Origin of the sequence: Sphaerisporangium flaviroseum, from assembly GCF_039537005.1 — a bacterium.
Taxonomy (GTDB): domain Bacteria; phylum Actinomycetota; class Actinomycetes; order Streptosporangiales; family Streptosporangiaceae; genus Sphaerisporangium; species Sphaerisporangium flaviroseum.
This window is the reverse complement of the sequence record NZ_BAAAZR010000009.1, coordinates 208088-228819: the sequence shown is the minus strand read 5'-3', so window position 1 is coordinate 228819 and position 20732 is coordinate 208088. Positions and strand designations below refer to the sequence as shown.

Genomic DNA, 20732 nt, shown 5'->3' with positions numbered 1-20732 from the left:
CGACGGCCGCGATCGCGTCCTCGACGGTGCCGTCGGCCGTCGAGGCGACCACCTCGCCCGTGGCGGGGTCGAGCACGTCGAAGCGCCCCCCGTCCGAGGCGGGAACGGCCTTCCCCCCGATGTAGAGGTCGGTGAGCAGGTCGCTCACGATTGCCTGGGTCTTGTCTCCCATGGGGAACGCCTTTCGGTTACACGGCTCAGTACGGGTTGGCGACGACCAGATCCTGGGCGGGGAACAAGGTGAGGATGCGCGGGCCCTTGTCGGTCACGACGATCTCCTCCTCGATGCGGGCCGCCGAGAAGCCGTCGTCGGCCGGGCAGTAGGTCTCCAGCGCGAACACCATCCCGGTCTTGAGCTCGATCGGCTCGCGCATGCTGTTGAGCCTTGAGATGATCGGCCGCTCGTGCAGGCCGAGCCCGAGGCCGTGGCCGAACTGGAGACCGAACGCGGCCATCTCGTTCTCGAACCCGAACTCGGTCGCGGCGGGCCACACGGCGGCCACCTCGTCGGTGCCCACACCGGCCTTGACCATGTTGATCGACGCGTCCATCCACTCGCGCGCTTTTGTGTACGCGTCCCGCTGGCTCGGTGTCGCGCTGCCCACGCTGAACGTCCGGTAGTAGCAGGTGCGGTACCCGTTGAAGGAATGGATGACGTCGAAGAACGCCTGATCGCCCGGGCGGATCAACCGGTCGGAGAAGTTGTGCGGGTGCGGGTTGCACCGCTCGCCGCTCACCGCGTTGATGGCCTCCACCTGGTCGGAGCCCATCTCATAGAGCCGCTTGTTCGCCAGCGCGACGATCTCGTTCTCGCGGATCCCGGGCTTGAGCACCTCGACGATGTCCTGGTAGACGCCGTCGACCATCGCCGCGGCCTGGGTGAGCAGCATGATCTCGTCGGACGACTTGATCAGCCGGGCGTCCAGCATGAGCTGCTGCGCGTCGACCACCTTCAGGCCCTGGCGCTGCATCTCGAACAGGAACGGCGGCTCGACGATGTCCACGCCCACGGGGAGGTGCGCCACGCCGGCGTCCTCAAGGAGCCCCTTGATCTGACGGACCGCGCTCTCCATGAGCCCGGCCGTCGGCGCGATGGCCCCGCGCATGCCGAGCATGCCGGCGTGGCAGTTGGCCGGGTCGAGCCACGGGCTGAACAGCCGGTGGTGCCGCGCCGCCGACCCGAAGTCCCAGAGCATCGGCTCACCGCCTCGGGTGAGCAGGGCGTACCTCGTCATCTTGTCGCCGAGGGCCCCTCCGATCCACGTCTGGGTGGTGTAACGGATGTTGTAGAAGTCGAAGAGCAGGAAGGCGCCGCACTCGCTGGCCTCCAGCGAGGCGCGTGCCCTGCCGAGCCGGTAGTCGCGGAGCCGGCCGAAGTCGACGCGCTGCTCGTAGTCGACCCCCATGTGCCCCGGTGCGGGGAGCGGAGCCGCGGACGTCATGACCCGTCTTTCGCGTCGGCGGCGCCGAGGCCGTCGTCGACCTTGACGTTCTCGGGCTTGAGCTCGATCCCCGAGGCGGCGGCCTGCAGGTCGAGCAGGATCGAGAAGTCCTCGTCGACCCGGCCGCTTCCGACGCTGGCCTGGACGAGCTGCGCGGTGAGGGCGGTGACCGGCATGGGCACGTCCAGCCGGCGGGCCGCGGCGAGGCCGAGGTCGAAGTCCTTGCGCAGCAGGATGGGAGTGAACGTCGGGGAGTAGTCGAGGTTCACGAAGGCCGGCGATTTGTAGCGGGTGAACGTCGAGCCCATGACGCTGTTGTTGAGGAACTCCAGGAACGCGTGCCGCGAGACGCCGCCCTTCTCGACCAGCACGGTGATCTCGGCCAGCGACTGGGTCACCACGCCGAGCATCAGGTTGTGGGCGATCTTCACAAGGCGGGCGGCGTCCCCCTCCCCGACGTAGGTAACCGACTTGCCGAGGTGATCCAGCAGGTGCGCCACCCCGTCGTAGGTCTCGCGCGGCCCGGAGACCACGAGGCTGAGGCCGCCCGCCCTGACGACCTTCCCGTTGCCGCTGACCGGCGCGGCGAGGAAGCCGACGCCCAGTTCCTCGCACGCCCGGCGGATCGCGGCCGACGATTCGGTGGACACCGTGGAGCAGTCGACGACCACCGCGGGCACGTGCTCCGGATCGGCGAGCAGCCCGCCCTCTCCGAGCAGCACCTGCTCGAGGTCGGCCGGCGTGGAGACCATCGTGAAGACGACGTCCTTCCCCCGCAGGTCGGCGATCGAGCCGCACACCGAGGCGCCGTGCTGCTTGAGGGGTTCGGCCTTGGAGAGGGTGCGGTTCCAGGCGGTGAGTTCTACGCCGGCCTTGGCGATCCGTCGCGCCATCGCGACGCCCATGCGGCCGGTTCCGATCCAACCGACCCGTGGGCCGGAAGCGTGCGTAGTCGAATCAGTCATCTGGTTCCGCCTCTGCAATCGTTTGCTGCACAAATTATGAGCTGATCACACGCCTGTCAATATGAGACCGCTCACGGACCACCGCCCCGGCCCCGCCTCGACGTCAGCGGAGCCTTTCCGCGACCCAGTCGGCGGTGCGGGGACGGTGCCACGGCGCGACGTTGGCGCAGCCGTGGTTGCCCTGTTCGAGCATCAGCAGTTCGACCTCGCCACCGGCCGTCGCCGAGAGCCGCTCCGCCTGCCGCCACGGGATGAGCCGGTCCTTGCGCCCGAACACGATCAGCAGCGGCGCCCGGATCTCCTTGGCGTGCCCGTCCAGGTCGAGCGTCCCGGCGATGCGCCGGGCCTCGGCATCGGAGCCTGCGCCCGACCTGACCTGGAACGTCTGCCTGGTGAGGTCGGGTAGCCCGTCCCAGCATTCCCCGAAGTCGTACGGCCCCGCCAGGGCCACGCAGGCCCTGACCCGGTCCCCCACCGCCGCGGCGACCCTCGGCGCGTAGTACCCGCCCAGGCTCACTCCCCAGACGGCGACCCTGGACTCGTCGATGTCCGGCTCGGCGGCGAGGGCGTCGAGCATCGCGTGGCCGGGCGCGGACCAGTCTCCTCGAATCGGCAGGTCGTACTCGGCCTCGCCCTGCCCCGGGCCGTCGACGCTGAAGGTGGCGAGCCCGCGCTGGAGGAAGGTCTCCTCGGTGGAACGCAGTTCCTCCTTGGTGGAGTCCAGCCCCGACAGCATCAGGACCGCCGGATGCGGCCCGGGACCGGCGGGGGTCCTCAGCACGCCCACGAGCCTGGCACCCTCGAAGGGGATCTCGATGCGGCGGCCGGCCGGGGACAGGTGCGGCAGCGCGTCGTTGAGGCACGCCACCGCGCGGCGGTGCGCCTCCCGCATCTGGTCCAGGTCCTCCACGAAGACGAACTTCGCGAAGTGGTGGTAGACCGCGGCCCGGGACAGGTGCTGCCCGGCCGACAGGAAGTGCTCGCCGGCCAGGGCCTCCCGTCCGAGCGCTTCGTGCTCCGAGGCGACCGAGGACCAGGACGAGCACCAGTCGGCCCAGCGCTCGAGCCCGCTGGTCACCCTTTCGAAGTCGGAGACGGTCACGCCGTTCGTGGTGAAACGGGGTGCCCAGTGCGCGACGGCCGAAGCGACTCGATCGTCCATTTCGGACCACCAGCTTTCGTGCTTGCAAACGAGTGCGGTCTCGTCCATTGTGAAGCGACTGTCAAGACCCGAACCGATCGGGCGGCACGAAGGTGGAGGCGACGATGGGCGAGGAGCGACTTGAGGACCTGCCGGGCGCGGTGGACGTCGTCGTCATCGGAGCCGGGCACAACGGCCTCGTGTGCGCCGGATACCTCGCCGCCGCAGGGCTGGAGGTGCTCGTCCTGGAGGCCGGGGAAATCCCGGGCGGGAACACCGTCACCGAGGAGCTCACGCTGCCCGGGTTCGCGCACGACTCCTGTTCGAGCGCGCATGTGCTGATCCAGTCGAATCCGCTGATCAGGGACGACGAACTCGGCCTGCTGGCCGGGCACGGGCTGGAGTACCTGATGACCGATCCCGCGGTCGTGCTCCCCCAGCCCGGCGGCGACGCGCTGGTCATGCACCGCGACCTCGGCGGGACCGCCGACGAGATCGCCCGCTGGTCGACGGCCGACGCGGAGTCCTTCCGCGGCCTGATCGGCGAGTGGTCGGACGGGCTCGCCGCCGTCCACGGTAGATGGAGCTCCAATCTGCCGCTGGGCGACGGCGACGCGGTGCGGAGGTACCAGGCCCTTCGGGCGCGCAGCGCCTGGGAGGTGGTCTCCGAGCGCTTCGCCGACCCGGTCATCCGCTCGTTCATGCTGTGGCTGGCACTGGCGACCATCCAGGACCCCTTCCGGCCGGGCACCGGGATCCTGCCCTCGTCCATCGCCGCGGGCCGGATCAACTTCGGCTGGACGACCCCGGTCGGAGGTTCGGGCGCGCTGCCTGAGGCGCTGATCCGGCAGATCGGGTCCCATGGAGGCGGTGTGCGCTGCTCGGCGCCGGTCTCCTCCATCGACGTCGAGGGCGGGAGGGCCGCCGCCGTACGGACCGCCGACGGCCGGCGGGTGGCGGCACGCCACGCCGTGGTGTCCAGCGCGCACCTGGCGCGGGTCGCCGGCATGCTCAGCGGCATCGAGGTCCCCTCCGACCTCGCCGAGGCCCGCGACACCTGGCGGCCGGGTCTCAGCGTCTTCGCCGTCCACGCCGCGCTCCGGCACAACCTCGGCTTCCACACGAGCAAGGGGCCGATGCGGAGCACCGCCGGCGGGCTGGGCGGCACGGCGGGCATCGCCCGCCAGCTGGCGGCCTTCCACCGGGGGGAGCCCGACGCCACCGACCCGTGGCTGCTCATGGTCGACCAGACCGTGGCCGATCCGAGCCGGGTCCCCGGGGGCGGTGCGACGTTCAAGATCCTCACCATCGCGCCGTACGAACGGGCGGACGGCCGGTCCTGGGAGGACGGCAAGCAGGAGTACGCCGACGCCCTGCTCGAGGTGGTCCGTTCGCGAGCCGACGGGCTGGAGCCGGAGAACATCCTCGCGCTGCGGGCCGAGTCGCCGGTCGACGTGGCCGCCCACAACGCGCACAACATCGGGGGCTCCTGCCACGGCGGCGAGTTCCTCACGCCGGCCGGCGAGGTGGTGCCCGGCTGGCCGTCGTACCGCTCCTCGATCCCGGGCCTGTTCCTGACCGGCGCCACCACCCATCCCGGCGGCTCGGTGTCGGGCCGCCCCGGACGCAACGCCGCCCGCACGGTGCTCACCGACCTCGGGATCGACCCGGCGAGGGTCATGGGGCCGGTCTGACACCCCTTTGGGGCAGGCCGGCCCGCGACGGGCCGGCCTCTCACCCCTTGGGCACCGGCACACCCCCCTAGGGAGCGGACGCGCTCGTGCCGCCGAGGTACAGCGACGCGATCTCCGGGTGGTCCCTGACCTTGGCGGCCGTACCGGTGAGCCGGACCTTCCCGCCTTCCATCACCACGCCGTGCGTGGCCAGTCCGAGGCCCAGCCGTACGTTCTGCTCGACCAGGAGCACCGTGGTACCGGCCTGGTTGAGTCCCTGGATCAGGCCGGCGACTCCGGCGAGGCTGCGCGGGTCGAGCCCCAGCGACGGCTCGTCGAGCAGGATGACCTTGGGATCGAGCATGAGGCAGCGGGCGATCTCCACCATCCGGCGCTGGCCGCCGCTGAGGTTTCCCGCGCTGTCGTGCGCCCGCTCGGCCACGATCGGCACGCGATCCTTGACCATGTCGAGCCGTTCCCGCAGCAGCCGGCGATCCTTGCGGATCAGGTAACCGCCCATCAGGACGTTCTCGTGCACCGACATGGTGGGGAACAGCGCGTGCGACTGCGGGACCTGGGTGATCCCCTTGCGCAGGACGTCGCCGGGTTCGTGGCCGCCGATCGGCTCCCCGTTCATGGAGATCTCGCCCTGGGTGGGCTTGAGCAGCCCGCTGATGACGCGCAGCACGGTGGACTTCCCGGCGCCGTTGGGGCCGACGATGCAGGTGACCGTCCGCTCGGCGCACTCCAGGTCGACGCCCTGGAGGACGTTGCCGCCGCCGTACCCGGCGACGACCCCCTTCATGGACAGCACGTCACTGCACCGCCTCTCGTGTCGAGGTCCCCTGGCCGGCCGGGTCGTCCGCCGGTCGCCAGTCGTCACCGAGGTAGGCGTCGAGCACCACGGGATCCTCCCGGATCGTCCCGGGCGGGCCCTCGGCGATCGACGCGCCGCGGGAGAACACGACGACAGGGTCGCACAGCTCCAGTACCAGGGGAATGTTGTGCTCGACCACCAGGAACGTCACCCCGCTCCTGTTGAGCTCGCGGATCACCTCGGTGAGCCGCCCGAGCAGGCTGGGGTTCACACCACCGGCCGGTTCGTCGAGCAGGATCAGCTTGGGCTGGAGCATCAGTACCTGGGCCAGCTCCACCAGCTTCTGCTGCCCGTACGACAGCGCGCCCGCCGGCTGGTTCGCGAAGCTCCCGAGCCCGACGATGTCGAGCAACTCCCGCGCCCGTGCCGCCTCGTGCCCGCTCACCGAGTCGGAGAACATGGTCCGCCACCGCGAGTTGGGAAGGGGGGCGACCACGTTCTGCTGGACCGTCATGTCCTTGAACAGGCGGGTGACCTGGTAGGTGCGCCCGAGACCGAGGTGCCCTCGCTCCCAGGGCCTCATCGTGTCGATCCGCCTGCCCTCGAACCAGATCTCGCCCGAGTCCGGGGCCATCCCGCCGGTGATGAGGTTGAACAGCGTGGTCTTCCCCGACCCGTTCGGCCCGATCAGCGCCGTGATGCTGCCCTTGCGGACCGTCAGGCTCGCGTCGTCGACGGCGGTGAGACCGCCGAACCGCTTCGACACTCCGCGCACGTCCAGCAGGATCTCGCCCTGCGCCACCGCGTCCGCGGCGTTGACGGCGCTCACCTCGGCGAGCGCCCGGTCGTGCGCCGTCACCAGCCCACGGCCGAGCGCGCCGGCCTGGTCGGTGTACTCCACCTGCACGGGATGGCGCCTGCGCCACCATCCCTGGATGGTCGGCAGCAGCCCCCGCGGCACGAACAGCACCACGATCATGAGGGCGAGGCCGAACATGAGCACGCGCGACTGGCTGCCACCGCCGTAGACCGTGGCGGCCTCGCCGAGCAACTGGACGATGAAGGCCCCGACGACCGGGCCGTACAGCGTGCCCCGGCCGCCCGCCAGGGTGGCCAGCACGATCGTCACGCTCCCGAGGATGGTGAACGATCCGATGGGGTTGATGAAGGTCAGGTAGTAGGAGTAGATGCCGCCCGCCACCCCGATGAAGAAGGCGCTGGCGGCGTACGCCACGATCTTGAAGCGTGTGGTGTTGACGCCGATCGAGGCGGCCTTGCCCTCGTCCTCCCTGATCGCGACCAGCCCCGTGCCGAACTTGGTCCGCCTCAGCCAGGCGCTGAACAGCACCGTCAGCACCAGCAGCCCGAGGAACAGGTAGTAGAAGGGGATGTTCTGGAAGTCGCGGCTCCAGAAGGGAAGCTCCAGGGTGATGCCGTCGGAGCCCTGGGTGAAGCCTTTGAAGTTGACCGCGAAGATCTGCGCGGCCAGCAGCATGGCGATCGTGATGATGACGAAGGCGTGGCCACGGGTCCGCAGGACGACCGAGCCGATCAGCACCGCGATCACCACGGCGGTCACCCCGCCCAGCGGCGCCAGCCACAGCGGGTTGATCCCCGACCGCACGGCGATGATGCCGACGGTGTAGGAGCCGAGACCGAGGAACATGCTGTGGCCGAGCGAGATGTAGCCGGCGTAGCCGGAGATGATGTTCCAGCTCGACGCCTGGACCGCCAGCAGGAACCCGAGCAGCATGACCGCCTGCGGGTAGGGCTGCCAGGGGTTGATGATCGGGTACACCAGAAGCGCCACCAGGCACAGACCGGCGATCAGGTGCGCGCGGGGTACGGCCCGCAGTGCCTTCATACGGCGTCCTCACGCAGCTTGGCGCCGAAGAGGCCCTGGGGACGTACCAGCAGGACGGCCATGATCACGATGTAGAAGACCAGCGTCGACCAGCCCAGGGACCCGTAGGTCGCGGTCAGCGTCTCTGCCAGGCCGAGGATGCCCGCGCCGATCAGGGCGCCGGGCAGGCTGCCCATCCCTCCGAGCACGACGATCCCGAGCAGCCGCGAGATCCAGTCGTAGTGGGAGGCCGGGAAGAAGGGGTAGAGCACCGAGAGGATGGATCCGCCGACGCCCGTCGTGGCACTGCCGATCGCGAAGGCGAGCGCCGCGGTGCTGGTCGCGCCGACTCCGACGAGGGCGGCCCCCGAGGGGTTCTGCGTGGCGGCGCGGATCGCGCGGCCGGTCCAGGTCCGGGTCAGCACGAAGAACAGCACCGCGAGCACCAGGACGGCGGCGAGGAAGCCGAACACCTGCGTCTTGGGCAGCGAGATCTCGCCGATCCGGTAGGACTCCTCGAAGTACGACGGGCCGGCCGACCTGAACTTGTTGCCGGCGACGACGTTGAGCACGCCCTCGACGACCAGCGCGAACCCGAAGGTCAGCAGGACCGACATCGACGCGGACGAGCCGCGGATGCGCGAGATCAGCAGTCGGTAGACCACCCAGCCGAAACCGAACATGAGTGGTGTGGTGACCAGTGAGGCGACGATCGGGTCGATGCCCGTCTCGCGCCAGAGCCACCAGGTGAGCATGGCCACCAGGACCAGGAACGCGCCCTGCGCGATGTTGATGATCTGCATGACCCCGAAGATCAGGGTGAGCCCGGACGCCATCAGCGCGTACACCCCGCCGATCAGCAGACCGAGAATGATCGCCTGTACCAGTTCTGTCATCTCGAGAGCTCTCCTCGTCGGCCGCCTGAGGACGCCGCCGGTCCGCCGGCGGCGTCCCCCTTGTCGACGGCTACTTCCAGCCAGGCTTGGGATAGACGACGTTCTTCGTCGTCGCCACTTCCGCGGGGCCCACCACCTCGACCTTTCCGGACTGCCACTGGGCGAGCAGGAACTCGCCCTTCGGCTCGCCGGTCGCCTCCCAGCTCAGCGGTCCGAGGATCGTCTCCACCGTGTTGGCGTGCAACCAGTCGCGGATCTTGTCCTGGTCGATGGCCCCGACGTGCTCGGTCGCGGACTGCAGCACCTGCGCGGCCGCGAACGCGTCGGCCGCGTCCTCGGCGGGGGCCGCGTTGTAGGCCTTGTTGTACGCCGCGACGAAGTCGCCGTTGAGCGGGGTCGTCGCCTTCTCGTTCCAGCTCACCGTGTAGAAGACCCCCTCGGTGTTCGCCATGCCGACGCCGTCGCTGTACTGGCCGGCGTTGCTGGGCGCCGAGGTCTGGAACAGGATCTTCGGCGAGTAGTTGAGCTGCTTCAGACCGCGGACAAGTCCGACACCGTCCTCGAACACCGCGCCCTGTGCGATGAGGTCGGGCTTCTTGCTGGCCAGGGTGCTCGCGACGGTCTGGAAGTTGGTCGTGTCGGCAGGGTACAGCGAGCTGTAGACCGTCTGCACGCCAAGGGCCTCGAGCTGCTTCCGCATCGACTCGATGACGGGCTGGGCGAACGGGTCGTCCTGGCTCGGATACGCCGCCGTCTTGGGACGGTCCGCCTCGGGCAGCGACTTGATCCAGTCGACGAAGACGTCGGCCTGGTGCGGCGCGGTCGCCGGCTGCGCGAAGAAGAGGTACTTGAAGTCGCGCTCGAACATCTTGGGCGCACCGCCGGCCGGCTCGACGAACACCATTCCGTTCTTCTCCGCCACGGCCGAGGCCGGGTAGTTGAGCAGCGAGGAGAACGTGCCGAGAAGCAGGTCGACCTTGTCCTGCGTGATCAGCTTGGTGTAGTCGGCGACGACGGTGTCCTGGTTGCTGGCGTCATCGGTGATCTTGAGCTCGACCTGCCTGCCCAGGATGCCGCCCTTCGCGTTGACCATGTCGCGCCACACCTCGTAGCCGCGCTTGGCCTCACCGCCGGGCTGGGCGAAGTCTCCGGTGAGCGGAAGGGAGACGCCGACGACGATGGGCTTCTTGGTGTCGGTCGCGGCCGACTCCGACGGCCGCTGCCCGCAGGCCGCGAGGGCCATGACCGCCGCCACGGCCACCGCCACGGCGCTCCGGCCTCGACCGCGCCGACGTGGAACCGTGGGTGCGGCCTCGCCGTGGGAAGCAGGCCCCCCTCGGAAGGAAGCGGTCATGAGCCCTCCTCTGTTAGCGTTTGCCGCTACGCACTAACCGCAAACGATTGCGCTGGCCAGCAGCATGAAGTTGCGATCCTGTTAATGTCAAGGGGTGCGCAGGGGTTGAGACCCTTTTATGCAAACGAGTGCGGCTATTCTGTGGCCAGCCTGCCCAGCGTCGTCGTGAAGGAACAGGAGCTGCGAACCGTGACCCAGCAACTCGTCGTCGGCGCCTTCAGCCCGTCGGTACTCCTGCGTGTGAGCCGGCGTCTAGGACTTCTCGACGAGCGAGACCTGCGGGTGAGCGAGGAGCCCGTGCCCTCCTCCCCCGCACAGTTCCGCGCGCTGATCGACGGTGACCTCGACGCGGCGCTGACCAGCCCGGACAACGTGGTGGCCTACCGCTTCGCACCGGACAATCCCCTGGGCGAGACCGCGGACGCGCGGATCGTCGCGGCGATCGACCGGGGGCTCGGGCTCGGCCTGTACGCCCGGCCCGGCATCGCCTCGGCGGACGCCCTGAGGGGCGCGACCGTCGGAGTCGACGTGGCCGGGTCCGGGTTCGCGTTCGGGTTGTACGCGCTGCTCGAGTCCCTCGGCCTCGACCGTGGCGACTACCACGTCGTCGCCCTCGGTTCCACGCCCCGCCGGCTCGAGGCGCTGCTCGCCGGCCGGTGCGACGCCACGATGCTCAACGCCGGCAACGAACTGCGAGCGGAGGACGCCGGCTCGGTGCGGCTCGCCCGGCTGGTCGACGTGTGCAGCCCCTACCTCGGAACGGTCCTCGCCACGGTCGGCGATCGCCGGCGGCCGCTGGCCGACGCGCTCGCCGACGCCCTCCGCGAGGCGGCCGACGCCATCCTGGCCGGGAAGGCCGACGAGGTCGCGGCGGAGGAGGCGGCCACCGCGCTCAAACTGCCGGACGCGCTGGCGGCCAGGTACGTCGAACGGCTGAAGGATCCCGAGGAGGGCTTGGTCGCCGGCGGGACGGCCGACCTGGAGGCGATGCGAACGATAGTCGGCCTCAGGCGGAGGTACACCCCGGCGCCAGCCGACGGTCCCGACCCGCTCGCCACCGCGCTCGACCCGTCGCGCGGCCTCGTCGACCCGCCGACGGCGACCCGGGCATGACCCCACCCTCTCCCACCGAACGGTCCCCCCGGCTCCTGCAGATCACGGCGTTCGTCAGCACCCTCGACCGGTTCGCGATGCCGCCGATGCTGATCGCGATGGCCCACGAGCTGAACGTGCCGCTCTCGGACATCGTGACGGCGGCCGGCGCCTACTTCCTGGCCTACGGGCTCACGCAGCCGCTGTGGGGCATGATCTCCGATCGCGCCGGCCTGGTCAGGACGATGCGCATCGCGCTGTCGCTCTCCGCGGTGTGCACCACGGTGGCGGCGTTCTCCAGCACGGCGCTCGCCCTCGGCGTGGCACGCGGCCTGACCGGAGCGTGTTTCAGCGCGGCGATCCCCGCGAGCCTCATCTACCTGGGCGACACGGTCGCCGCCCACCGGCGGCAGCGCGAGGTCACCAACCTCATGGCCGGGGTCGCGCTCGGAACCGCGCTCGCCTCGGTGGGCGCCGGGGCGCTGGCCCAGTTCGCCAGCTGGCGGATCGCGTTCGTCCTGACCGGCCTGGCCGCGCTGGCGCTCGCCATCGCGCTGCGCGGGCTTCCCCAGCCGCCGCGCGTACGGGCACACGGCACGCTGCTCGCTCCGCTGGCGGCCGTCGTCCGCTCGAAGCCGACCAGGCTGGTCCTGGCGCTGGCCTTCGTCGAGGGCGGGTTGCTGCTCGGCGTGCTGACGCTGCTCCCTCCGGCCGTCGAGGCCTCCGGGGCGAGCGCGACGGTCGCCGGCGCGGTCACCGCCGTGTACGGCGTCGTCGTGCTGGGGTGCGCCCGCATGGTGGGCGCGATGTCGCACCACATGCACACCTCGTGGCTCATCGCGCTCGGCGCCGTCGCGGCCGCGGGGGCGTGCGTGCTCGCCGCCCTCTCGCGTTCACCCGGCGTGGTGGTGGCGTCGGCCGGCCTCCTCGGGGTCGCGTGGGCCTCGATGCACTCATCGCTGCAGACATGGGCGACCGAGGTGCTGCCGGCCGCGCGGGCGACGGTCGTGTCCGGCTTCGCCGGAGCGATGTTCCTTGGAAGCGCCGTGGCCGCCCTGCTTGTCGGGGGACTCGCGGAGGCGAATAGATACGCTGAGATCTTCGGCTGGGCAACGGCGGTGGCGATCCCACTCGGCCTGGTCGCCACCGTGGCACGCATGCGATGGATCCGACCCGAAGGAGAGCCCGGTCGATGAAACCCGACCAGACTGCCGCGCTCCAGCCCACCAGGGAAGTCCGGCGTGCCTCGGCACAGCCGCCCTCCACACTGCGTGACGTCGCCGAGGCGGCCGGCGTCCACGCCGCCACCGCCTCGCGGGCGCTGAACCCGAAGACGCGGCGCCTCGTCAGTGCCGAGACCGCGCGGCGCGTGATGAAGGCCGCCGAGACGCTGGGATACCAGCCGAACCCCATCGCGCGAAGCCTGAAGACCTCCCGGTCGCGCACCGTGGGGCTGGTGCTCCCCGATCTCACCAACCCGCTCTTCCCGCCGATCGTCCGCGGCATCGAGGAGGTGCTGGAGGCGAGCGGCTACAGCGCCTGGATCGTCAACACCGACAACGACCCCAAGCGTGAGCAGGCGCAGATCGACTCGCTGCGGTCACGTCAGGTGGAAGGGCTCATCATCGCCACCGCGCGGCTGGACCACCCTCTGCTGCGCAAACTGCACGAGCAGGGCGTCATGATGGTCTTCGTCAACCGCCGCGTGGAGAACCTCGACGTCCCGACCGTCACCGCCGACGACGCCACCGGCATCTCCCTCGCCGTGAAGCACCTGGCCGACCTGGGCCACACGCGGATCGCCCATCTCGCCGGCCCGCAGAGCACCTCCACCGGCGTCGCCCGATCGAGGGCCTTCCGGCACGCCATCCGCGATCACGCGCTGGAGGACGATCCGTCCCTCGTCGTCGAGTGCGCCCGCTGGAACGAGGAGGACGGCGCCGGCGCGATGCGGGAGCTCCTCGGGCGAGGGAGCGACTTCACCGCGGTCGTCGCCGGCAACGACCTCATCGCGCTCGGCTGCTACGACGTCTTCGCGGAACGAGGCATCTCCTGTCCCGCGGACGTCAGCGTCGTCGGATTCAACGACATGCCCTTCCTCGACAAGCTGAGCCCGCCGCTGACGACCGTGGGCGTGCCGCACCACGACGTCGGGGCCGAGGCCGCGCGCATGCTCCTCGACTGCGTCGAGGAGCCGGAACGGCACCCCCGCTCGGTCCTGCTGGCGGTCTCCCTGGTCGTCCGCGGCTCCACCGCTCCCCGCCGCCCCTGACGGGCCTAGAAGGCGGACCTCCGTTTTCAGTGCTGTACTGGGAATGTAGGTAACCGGTTCAGCTCGTCGCGTGGAATGAAGCGTTCATCCCCCGGTTCTCCACCGGGGTGCGCGCTTTCGCCGGCGGACCTCCCGCCGGGCGGGGACTTTGCCCGCCTTGCCTGTGACGTGGAACCGTCGTGGCACAGCGGGTCGTACCACGGCCGTCATCACGTCCCGGCATTACTGATCAGAGAGACACCGGAGGGTAGCGTGAATCAGACATAGAGCCCAAACACGACGAAGGCACACAGATGGCAGTTCAGTTCAGGATTTCTGTGTCACACCGTCCGCCGGCCACAGTGCTGAAGCTGGCGGGTGAACTCGACCTCGCCACCGTCGGCCTTCTCGGCAAAGCCCTCACCGAGCAACTCCGCAGCGGGCGCACGACCCTTGTGGTGGACACGTCGTCCCTGGGGTTCTGCGATCTGACCGGCCTCGACGCGCTCCTGGAGGGCCGGGCCGCGGCCGAGAGCGCCGGCGGCTCCCTCCGGCTGAGCGGCGTGCACGGCGCCCTGGCCCGCGTGATCGAAGTGACCCGGCTATACGACGAGCTCCGGACCCACGGCCCGGACCTCCGGCACGACGCCGACGACCTGACGCCCGCCTACCACTGAGACCCACGTCGCCCGGACCTGAAAGACGGTCGAGGAGTGTGGACCGGGTGAGCGGCGAGGTCAGCCGGGGCCGAGGGCAAGAATCGCACTGGGGACGACCGGCGAGAATGGGCCTCGACTCGCCCCCCCACCCCAACATCCCGCCGCACACCGCCGCCGAGACCACCGCACGTTCTCATTCCGCTTCGGGCTTGCATGCATTCGGAGATAGCGCTAATCTACAGCTGAGCTTAGAGGTTTCCTCAACTTCGACTAGCGAGGAGGTTCCGGAGATGCTGTTGACGTCGATCGATCCCTTCGTCCAGGAGGTCGAGCGCCACTTTGACCGTCTGACCCGCGGCGCCCTCAACAGAGGAGAGGGAAGCGGCAACGGAGTGATGCCGCTCGACGGCATCCGCCGCAAGGACGACGTGGTCCTGCGCTTCGACCTACCCGGCATCGACCCCGATTCGATCGAGATCACCATCGACCGAGGCGTGCTGTCGGTCAGCGCCCGCCGCGAAGAGGAGCTCACGGAGGACGACCGGCTGTTCGTACGCGAGCGCGTCATGGGCACCTTCACCCGCCGCGTCTACCTCTCCGAGCATCTCGACAGCGAGCACGTCGACGCCGGCTACCACAACGGGGTGCTCCAGATCCGCATCCCGGTGGTCGAGAGGGCCAAGCCGCGCAAGGTCGAGATCCAGCGCGGCGGCGACGCCAAGGCGATCCGTGCGTGAGCCGGCCATAAGTAGGTGACCGCGCCACGCGGAGCCCCGACCGCAGGCGAGTGACCCGCCACTCCCGGGAGTCCCGTCCCAAGAGTGGACCTGAAGCCGCGCGGAACCCCGGGTCAGAGCACCAGGGGTCCCGGCCACAGCAGAGCGACCCGCCACTCCAGGGTCCCGCCACAGGAAAGTGACCTGGTGATGGTGGTCTGACTCCGAGCGAGCGATGGTCCGGTGCCGCCCCGGCGGCACCGGACCTTTGTGTCCCCCACTTACCCGAAGATCCTCCGGCATCCGCAGACCCTGATCGCCGCCTCCGCGGCCGCGTGCGCCCTCGCCGGGATCGCGTCCCTGGCCACACGCGACCTGCGTGACGTCCCGCCCGCGGCGAGCTCAGGCGTCAGACCAGCCCCGTGGACGGGCGCTCCGCGACGAAGCCGCCGAACGGCCACCGCTCCGGGTCGACCGGATCCGGCAGGACCCGGAACTGGCCGAACCCCGCGTCCTTCAGGGACAGGGCCCACTCTTCCTGGGTCAGGTAGCCCACGTTGACCCGGCGCGGCGGGTCGAGCACCGCGCGATTGTAGCTGTGCAGGCTCGTCTGGAAGACCTCACAGGGGAAGAACAGCCCCGGCCGCGTGCGGTTGCCGGAGGTGAAGACCAGCCATCCCCCGGGCTTGAGGATGCGGTGGCAGGAGACCAGCACCTCACGGAGGTTCTCGACGTCGTGCAGCACGTTCTCCAGGATGATCAGGTCCGCGGAGCCGTTCCGCAGGTACGGCACGTCGTCGTAGGCGTCCAGCTCGTCGAGGTCGACCCGGTCGAAGGAGGTCACGGCCAGCAGCTCGGGCGCCTCCTGACGCAGCATCTCCTTGGCGCTGCGCATCAGATCACGGCTGATGTCGGTGAATCCGTAGTGCTCGATCGCCCTGGCGCGCCGGCGGAAACCGTCGATCCGCAGGGCCGCCCGCAGGGTGGCGCCGACCCCGGCCCCTCCTTCGAAGACCACGGTGGGCTCACCGGAGCGCAGGCGCTCGTCGAGGACTCGGGCGACGAGGCTGTTGCAGGTCTGCTTGGGGGCCACGTCCACCATGAGGTACTGCCAGATGCGCCAGGTCTCCTCGACGCCGATCTTCTCCTCCATGAGGGCGAGACCGTCGCGTCCCTGGAGGACGCCCTCGACGATCAGCTCGATCGCGCGGAGCGCGCGCATGGTCGGCGAGTCCGGGGACGATCCCGCCACCTCGGCGAGGTAGGTCTCCTCAGGGGTCTCGGCGCGTCTCACCAGCATGTCCGTGGGCCGGTAGATGTTGCCCTCGCGGATCAGGTCGCCGCGGTCGGCGAGGTACTCGATGAGGCGCTTGCGGAAGAAGAACGGCTGACGCTCCGAGCCGGTCGAGGGCGGGGGCGCGTCCGGATCGTGGGTGGCCTCGCCGGTGGCGAACAGGTGCCGCATGGCGATCCGCGACAGCACGAGCGCCGCCTCGTGCCGGATGCGTTCGAGCTGCACCGTGTACTCGGGGGTGCAGATGTCGCTGATGTCGATCGCCGCGATGTCGGCGCGTGTGATTGTCTCGATCATGGCTGTTTCAGGCCCTCCGTGTAGTCGATTCGAGCCACTGCACCGTGGCGTCCACGAGCGCGCCCGGCCGGTGTGCCCAGCGGAAGTGGTGGGTCTTCTCCAGCCCGAAGTGCTCGGGTGGGATCTCGGTCCACGCGACCTCGGCCGACCGCAGTTTGGCGGCGAGATGCTCCGAGCAGGACTCGGGGACGTAGCGGTCTTCGGGGAGGACGACGAACAGCGCCGGCACCGTGGACTCGGCCAGTGCCCGCTCGTAGTCCACCGAACTGCGGGCGATTCGATACCGCCCGGTCATGGCGTCGTGCCCCCAGTCGCGGATGACCCCCCGGGCCTCCTTGCCGGCGAAGGGCAGCCAGTCGGGCAGGTAGCCGTGCAGCAACGTCGTGGCGAAGATGAGCTGCAACCCGAGGAACCTGCCCATCGACCGGATCCCGGCCACCCGGCGGTACCAGCTCGTCCCGGTGGCGACCAGGACGATGTGGCTCACGTGGGGGGACGTCGCGGCGAGCATCACGCCCAGGTGACCGCCGAGGCTGTGCCCGAGCACGGCGACCTGCTCGACCCCGAACTCGCGTCGCACCGCTTCGAGGATCTCCGGGAGCTCCGTCTCCAGCATCTCGACGTAGCCGAAGGTGGTGGCTCGCGACGGGCGGACCGAACTGCCGCCGTTGCCGCGCAGGTCGGCCAGCACCGCGGTGAACCCGCGCTCGGCGAGCTCGGCTCCGACCGCGGCGTAGTAGCCCGCACGCACGCCCATGGCCGGCAGGCAGAGCACGACCGGGGCGTCCGCTTCGCCGCCCCGGAAGACGACGAGGCCGGTGGAGCCGCCGTCGGAGAAGGCGACCGTCATGCGCTCCGGCGCTCGCCGCTGGTGGGTCATGGTCATATCTGTCCTCCGCGAGTCATGTCAGGGGAACCTCGATGTCGGAGAAGAGGTGCCGCTCGTCGTAGGCGCGCTCCAGCCTGGCCATCGCGGCCCGGCGAAGGTCGCCGGACCCGGCGTCGTCCTGCGGCCGGTGCGCTCCCATGAGCCTGGCCAGCCGCTGGAGGCACAGCACCAGCCACGCCCCGGAGGCGTGGAACTCCTCCGCCGGCTCCCGCCTCCGGCGCACCCACGTCCAGGCGCAGGCCTCGGCGGCGTGGAGGTGTGCGTGCCGCTCGGCCAGGTCGTGCGCGTCGCCGCCGCGGTGCCAGTCCGGCTCTCCGGCCGCCAGCGCGACCTCGTCCGCCTGCGCCGCCATCTCCTCGAATCGGCCCAGGAGCTCCAGGAGCCGCCGTCCGTACGGCTCCGGCGCGCCCTCGTCGCGGAGAAGCCGGGCGGCCACGGCCACGCCGGATTGGCCGGCGTCGTCGTCGGCGGACAGGCCGGCCTCGGCTCCTGCCGGGAGCCGGCCCGTCCACGCCGGCTCGGGCGGTGACGGGGCGAACGGGTCCGGGGGAAGGGCGCCCAGCTCGGTGGCCGCACGGGTCGCACCCGGCGCCGGTAGCCGGTCCTCGTCGAGGAGGACGGTCACGACGGCGCAGTCACGGCGCATCTTCTCGACGATGCCGTGCCAGTGCTCGGTCGAGCAGTAGGCCCGGGCGCCGAGCACGATCGCGAGGGACTCGACACCGTCCGTGGCCAGCCGTGGTACCAGTTCCTTGACGCACGCGGACATGAGCGGGAACCGGTGGGGACTCATGCGCGCCGTCCGGCACAGCTCGTGCGAGACGGCCTCGGCGATGAGCAGGTCCGTGTAGACGTCCACCAGGCGGCAGGCGACGGGCTCCAGCTCCATGATCGCCCGGCCGTACAGCCGCCGGGAGCGCGCGAACGACACCACCGCCCGCAGGCAGGTGTCCAGCCCTCCGAGGGCGAGGCCCGCGACCAGCATCCTGGCGACCGGCAGCGTGTGCAGGACCGTGTCCAGGGCCTGCCCCGGCCTGCCGACGACCTCGGCGTCACCGGCGGGGAACCCGGACAGGGTGAGGTGGCTCAGCGCCGTCGCGCGCAGGCCATGGGTCTCGTGCTTGGGCAGCGATCCCCAGTGCCCGCCGCTCCCGGAGGAGGGCGTCAGGAGGAACGTCGTGAGGTCGCCGCCGTTCCCGGTGCGCGCCAGGACGGTCGCCGCCGCGGCGTGTCCCCCGTTGTCGATGAGGGGTGTGCTGCCGTGGAGGCTCCAGGCGTGCCCCGTGCCGCGGGCGGCGTCCGTCCCGGTGAGGATGTCCGCGCCGTGGTCGTCCCCGCCGATCGCGAACGCCAGGAACCGGTGCCCTCGCAGCAGTCCGGCGACGGCTCGCCGCTGGCCGGGCGTTCCCTCCAGCCAGACCGGCAGGCTCGCGAGGAAGCTCGCCGCGATCGCCGTCGCCGCCGTCACATCGCGTCGCGCCAGCACCCGGAACAGCGCGAGGCACTGCTCCAGGGAGCGAAGACCGCCGCCGGACCCCGCCGGGATCAGGTATTCGGCCAGTCCCCACTCGAACGCCGCGCTGCACAGATGCTGGGGGAACCGGCCCTCTCGGTCGGTGGTGACGCCGGCGCTGAACGACGCGGCGCTCTGCTCGTCCAGGGGGTCTCCGAGCGCCTGGTCGAGGAGGGCGGCCGTCGCCATGGCCTCTCCGATCGGTTCCTTCATGGCTCGCTCCCCTCATCCCCGCCGTGCCATCGACAGCGCCGGGTCCGGCGCGTACTGCCTGGTGAGCTCTTCGAACAGCTCTTCGGCCGTGGCGCGCGGCATGCGGGCGTCGGGGCGCAGCAGCGCGTTCAGCGCGGGGGCCGTCCAGTGGAGTGGGCCGGCGGTGAAGGCGTCCGTCCCCGCCTCCAGGCACGATCGGGCCACGCAGACCGCGGCGAAGACCCGGGCGTACCGCTCCCCCACCTGCTGGCCGGCCTCGGAGCGCGGGTCGACGGCCTGGCACGCGTCCCTGCGCAGCTCGCCGCCCTCGTGGTGGAGCAGTTCCGCGGCACGGACGAGCGCGTGGTCGCCGCCGGCTCGCCGCCGCAGCTCCGTACAGACCTCGTCCAGGCCGGCGGTGACCGGATCGATGTCGCTCGCGGTCCCCAGCGCGTCGAGTCCCGCGGGGAACGGTGGCGGGACGAAGCCGGGGCGGAACACCGCGTCCACCGCGCGTGGATCGACGTCCGGCTCCGACAGGCAGGACACCTGCGCGGCCAGGGCGCTGAGCACGACCGGCTCGCTGCCGTCGAAGAGGCTGAACAGGCGGGTGTCCCGGATGAGCTTCTCGAAGACGCCGGACCAGTGGTCCTGGCGTAACAGGTAGCGTGCGCCGAGCACGGAGCCGAGGCTGCGCAGCCGCGACTCGGCGAGGTGCGGCACGAGGTACTTGGCGACCGCCGACGCCACGGGCGCGAGGGCCGGCAGGTGCTGCAGGATGCGCACGCAGCACGTGGCGACCGTCTCGGCGACGCGCAGGTCGAGGTAGGCCGCCGCCAGCTCCTCCCGTACGAATGGGCCGGCGGTGGGCGGCCCGTGGGAGGGACGGGGCTGTCGCAGGAAGTCGAAGGCGCAGGCCAGCCCGGTGTCGAGGGCGCCGAGGCTGAGCCCGGGTACCAGGGTGCGGATCATGACCAGCGAGCGGATGGTGAGATCGAGGCCTCTGCCTGGCCGGCCGAGGAGCGCGCTGTCCGGCACGAACGCGTCCCGGAACCGGATCCCGGCGATGTCCGCGCCGCGGATCCCGTGCGTGTGGATCCTGGGGAGCAGCTCGTAGCCATCTGGCGGCAGCCGCTCCAGGTCCACCAGGAGCATGGTGAGAGAGCGCAGCCCCGCCAGCTGTGGCTCGCGTACCAGCAGGCACACGAACCGGGCCACCCGCACGTTGTTGATCAGCCACTTGGCGCCGTCGAGTACGAACCCGCCCGGGACGCGCCGCGCGGTGAGCTCGTTCGACAGCAGGTCGGCCCCGGTGTCGAGCTCGGTGAGCGCCAGCGAGACCCACTGCCCGCGCAGGACCGCCTCCGCCAGGTCGCGCTGCTGGGCAGGCGTTCCCGCGAGCCAGACCGGCGTCCCCGACGCCCAGGGGGAGCTGGCGATCACCGCCACGGTCGGGTCGCGGCGTGCCACCACGCGGCCGAGAGCCAGCAGTTCCTCCAGGGAGGTCAGCCGGCCGCCGAGCGCCTCGGGCACCAGGTGGGCCGGGTAGCCCCACCCGCGCAGCCGGGACAGGGAGCCGTGCGGCCAGCGTTCGGCGTTGTCGCCGGCCATGGCGTTGCCGTAGGTGAGCGGCCCGGTGGGCGATAGCGGGTCCCCCAGGCTCGCCTCCAGCTCGCAGGCGGTCGGGAAGGTGCTCAT

17 protein-coding genes are annotated in these 20732 nt (G+C 70.7%); 6 read left to right on the top strand and 11 right to left on the bottom strand.

What is annotated here, in order from left to right:
• Positions 1-197 precede the first annotated feature (197 nt).
• The 3 genes from ABD810_RS20395 to ABD810_RS20385 all read right to left on the bottom strand — a co-directional run bounded on the left by ABD810_RS20395 (position 198) and on the right by ABD810_RS20385 (position 3569).
• Positions 198-1442 carry a M24 family metallopeptidase gene (locus ABD810_RS20395; RefSeq protein ID WP_344942428.1) on the bottom strand — a complete coding sequence of 415 codons (1245 nt, stop codon included), beginning with the start codon at positions 1440-1442 and terminating at the stop codon, positions 198-200.
• Positions 1439-2407: an NAD(P)-dependent oxidoreductase gene (locus ABD810_RS20390; protein ID WP_344942425.1), complete on the bottom strand. Its 969-nt coding sequence runs from the start codon at positions 2405-2407 to the stop codon at positions 1439-1441. The genes ABD810_RS20395 and ABD810_RS20390 overlap by 4 nt, the downstream gene beginning before the upstream one ends.
• Before the next feature lie 103 nt (positions 2408-2510).
• Positions 2511-3569, bottom strand: coding sequence for an alpha/beta hydrolase family protein (locus tag ABD810_RS20385; protein ID WP_344942422.1), 1059 nt, complete (start codon positions 3567-3569; stop codon positions 2511-2513).
• 104 nt (positions 3570-3673) lie between these two features.
• On the opposite strand from ABD810_RS20385, the gene ABD810_RS20380 reads away from it, so the two are divergent.
• Positions 3674-5242, top strand: coding sequence for a phytoene desaturase family protein (locus tag ABD810_RS20380; protein ID WP_344942419.1), 1569 nt, complete (start codon positions 3674-3676; stop codon positions 5240-5242).
• Between the two features lie 67 nt (positions 5243-5309).
• Here the strand turns inward: ABD810_RS20380 and ABD810_RS20375 are convergent, their stop codons facing one another.
• The 4 genes from ABD810_RS20375 to ABD810_RS20360 form a co-directional block, all read right to left on the bottom strand.
• Positions 5310-6026 carry an ABC transporter ATP-binding protein gene (locus ABD810_RS20375; protein WP_344942703.1) on the bottom strand — a complete coding sequence of 239 codons (717 nt, stop codon included), beginning with the start codon at positions 6024-6026 and terminating at the stop codon, positions 5310-5312.
• Between the two features lie 10 nt (positions 6027-6036).
• Positions 6037-7902 (bottom strand): branched-chain amino acid ABC transporter ATP-binding protein/permease, encoded by a 1866-nt coding sequence (locus ABD810_RS20370; protein ID WP_344942416.1) that lies wholly within the window; start codon positions 7900-7902, stop codon positions 6037-6039.
• Positions 7899-8777, bottom strand: coding sequence for a branched-chain amino acid ABC transporter permease (locus tag ABD810_RS20365; RefSeq protein ID WP_344942413.1), 879 nt, complete (start codon positions 8775-8777; stop codon positions 7899-7901). The genes ABD810_RS20370 and ABD810_RS20365 overlap by 4 nt, the downstream gene beginning before the upstream one ends.
• Positions 8778-8847: 70 nt before the next feature.
• A complete protein-coding gene (locus ABD810_RS20360) occupies positions 8848-10044 on the bottom strand; it encodes an amino acid ABC transporter substrate-binding protein (RefSeq protein WP_344942409.1) in 1197 nt (398 codons plus the stop codon).
• Between the two features lie 228 nt (positions 10045-10272).
• Between ABD810_RS20360 and ABD810_RS20355 the strand changes: the two genes are divergently transcribed.
• The 5 genes from ABD810_RS20355 to ABD810_RS20335 all read left to right on the top strand — a co-directional run bounded on the left by ABD810_RS20355 (position 10273) and on the right by ABD810_RS20335 (position 14870).
• Complete coding sequence (locus ABD810_RS20355; RefSeq protein WP_344942406.1) at positions 10273-11244, top strand: ABC transporter substrate-binding protein; 972 nt, start codon at positions 10273-10275, stop codon at positions 11242-11244.
• Positions 11241-12419, top strand: a complete 1179-nt coding sequence (locus tag ABD810_RS20350; RefSeq protein WP_344942403.1) for an MFS transporter — start codon at positions 11241-11243, stop codon at positions 12417-12419. The genes ABD810_RS20355 and ABD810_RS20350 overlap by 4 nt, the downstream gene beginning before the upstream one ends.
• Positions 12416-13495, top strand: coding sequence for a LacI family DNA-binding transcriptional regulator (locus ABD810_RS20345; protein ID WP_344942400.1), 1080 nt, complete (start codon positions 12416-12418; stop codon positions 13493-13495). The genes ABD810_RS20350 and ABD810_RS20345 overlap by 4 nt, the downstream gene beginning before the upstream one ends.
• Before the next feature lie 293 nt (positions 13496-13788).
• Positions 13789-14151, top strand: coding sequence for an STAS domain-containing protein (locus ABD810_RS20340; protein ID WP_344942397.1), 363 nt, complete (start codon positions 13789-13791; stop codon positions 14149-14151).
• A 272-nt stretch (positions 14152-14423) separates the two neighbouring features.
• Positions 14424-14870, top strand: coding sequence for an Hsp20/alpha crystallin family protein (locus ABD810_RS20335; RefSeq protein ID WP_344942394.1), 447 nt, complete (start codon positions 14424-14426; stop codon positions 14868-14870).
• Positions 14871-15258: 388 nt separating this feature from the next.
• Here ABD810_RS20335 and ABD810_RS20330 read toward each other — a convergent pair whose 3' ends face one another.
• The 4 genes from ABD810_RS20330 to ABD810_RS20315 are packed head-to-tail and all read right to left on the bottom strand — an operon-like array spanning position 15259 to position 20732.
• Positions 15259-16440 carry a class I SAM-dependent methyltransferase gene (locus ABD810_RS20330; RefSeq protein ID WP_344942391.1) on the bottom strand — a complete coding sequence of 394 codons (1182 nt, stop codon included), beginning with the start codon at positions 16438-16440 and terminating at the stop codon, positions 15259-15261.
• A gap of 7 nt (positions 16441-16447) precedes the next feature.
• Positions 16448-17326, bottom strand: coding sequence for an alpha/beta hydrolase family protein (locus ABD810_RS20325; protein WP_344942387.1), 879 nt, complete (start codon positions 17324-17326; stop codon positions 16448-16450).
• A gap of 16 nt (positions 17327-17342) precedes the next feature.
• The gene (locus ABD810_RS20320) at positions 17343-19055 is read right to left on the bottom strand and encodes an acyl-CoA dehydrogenase family protein (RefSeq protein ID WP_344942385.1); all 1713 of its coding nucleotides are present in this window, start codon (positions 19053-19055) and stop codon (positions 17343-17345) included.
• A gap of 12 nt (positions 19056-19067) precedes the next feature.
• Entirely contained in the window at positions 19068-20732 is a 1665-nt protein-coding gene (locus ABD810_RS20315) for an acyl-CoA dehydrogenase family protein (protein WP_344942382.1), read from the bottom strand.

Coding starts and splice junctions, on each gene's coding strand:
- ABD810_RS20395 (WP_344942428.1), bottom strand. CDS start 1,442: ATGACGTCCGCGGCTCCGCTCCCCGCACCGGGGCACATGGGGGTCGAC.
- ABD810_RS20390 (WP_344942425.1), bottom strand. CDS start 2,407: ATGACTGATTCGACTACGCACGCTTCCGGCCCACGGGTCGGTTGGATC.
- ABD810_RS20385 (WP_344942422.1), bottom strand. CDS start 3,569: ATGGACGATCGAGTCGCTTCGGCCGTCGCGCACTGGGCACCCCGTTTC.
- ABD810_RS20380 (WP_344942419.1), top strand. CDS start 3,674: ATGGGCGAGGAGCGACTTGAGGACCTGCCGGGCGCGGTGGACGTCGTC.
- ABD810_RS20375 (WP_344942703.1), bottom strand. CDS start 6,026: ATGAAGGGGGTCGTCGCCGGGTACGGCGGCGGCAACGTCCTCCAGGGC.
- ABD810_RS20370 (WP_344942416.1), bottom strand. CDS start 7,902: ATGAAGGCACTGCGGGCCGTACCCCGCGCGCACCTGATCGCCGGTCTG.
- ABD810_RS20365 (WP_344942413.1), bottom strand. CDS start 8,777: ATGACAGAACTGGTACAGGCGATCATTCTCGGTCTGCTGATCGGCGGG.
- ABD810_RS20350 (WP_344942403.1), top strand. CDS start 11,241: ATGACCCCACCCTCTCCCACCGAACGGTCCCCCCGGCTCCTGCAGATC.
- ABD810_RS20345 (WP_344942400.1), top strand. CDS start 12,416: ATGAAACCCGACCAGACTGCCGCGCTCCAGCCCACCAGGGAAGTCCGG.
- ABD810_RS20340 (WP_344942397.1), top strand. CDS start 13,789: ATGGCAGTTCAGTTCAGGATTTCTGTGTCACACCGTCCGCCGGCCACA.
- ABD810_RS20335 (WP_344942394.1), top strand. CDS start 14,424: ATGCTGTTGACGTCGATCGATCCCTTCGTCCAGGAGGTCGAGCGCCAC.
- ABD810_RS20330 (WP_344942391.1), bottom strand. CDS start 16,440: ATGATCGAGACAATCACACGCGCCGACATCGCGGCGATCGACATCAGC.
- ABD810_RS20325 (WP_344942387.1), bottom strand. CDS start 17,326: ATGACCATGACCCACCAGCGGCGAGCGCCGGAGCGCATGACGGTCGCC.
- ABD810_RS20320 (WP_344942385.1), bottom strand. CDS start 19,055: ATGAAGGAACCGATCGGAGAGGCCATGGCGACGGCCGCCCTCCTCGAC.
- ABD810_RS20315 (WP_344942382.1), bottom strand. CDS start 20,732: ATGAGCACCTTCCCGACCGCCTGCGAGCTGGAGGCGAGCCTGGGGGAC.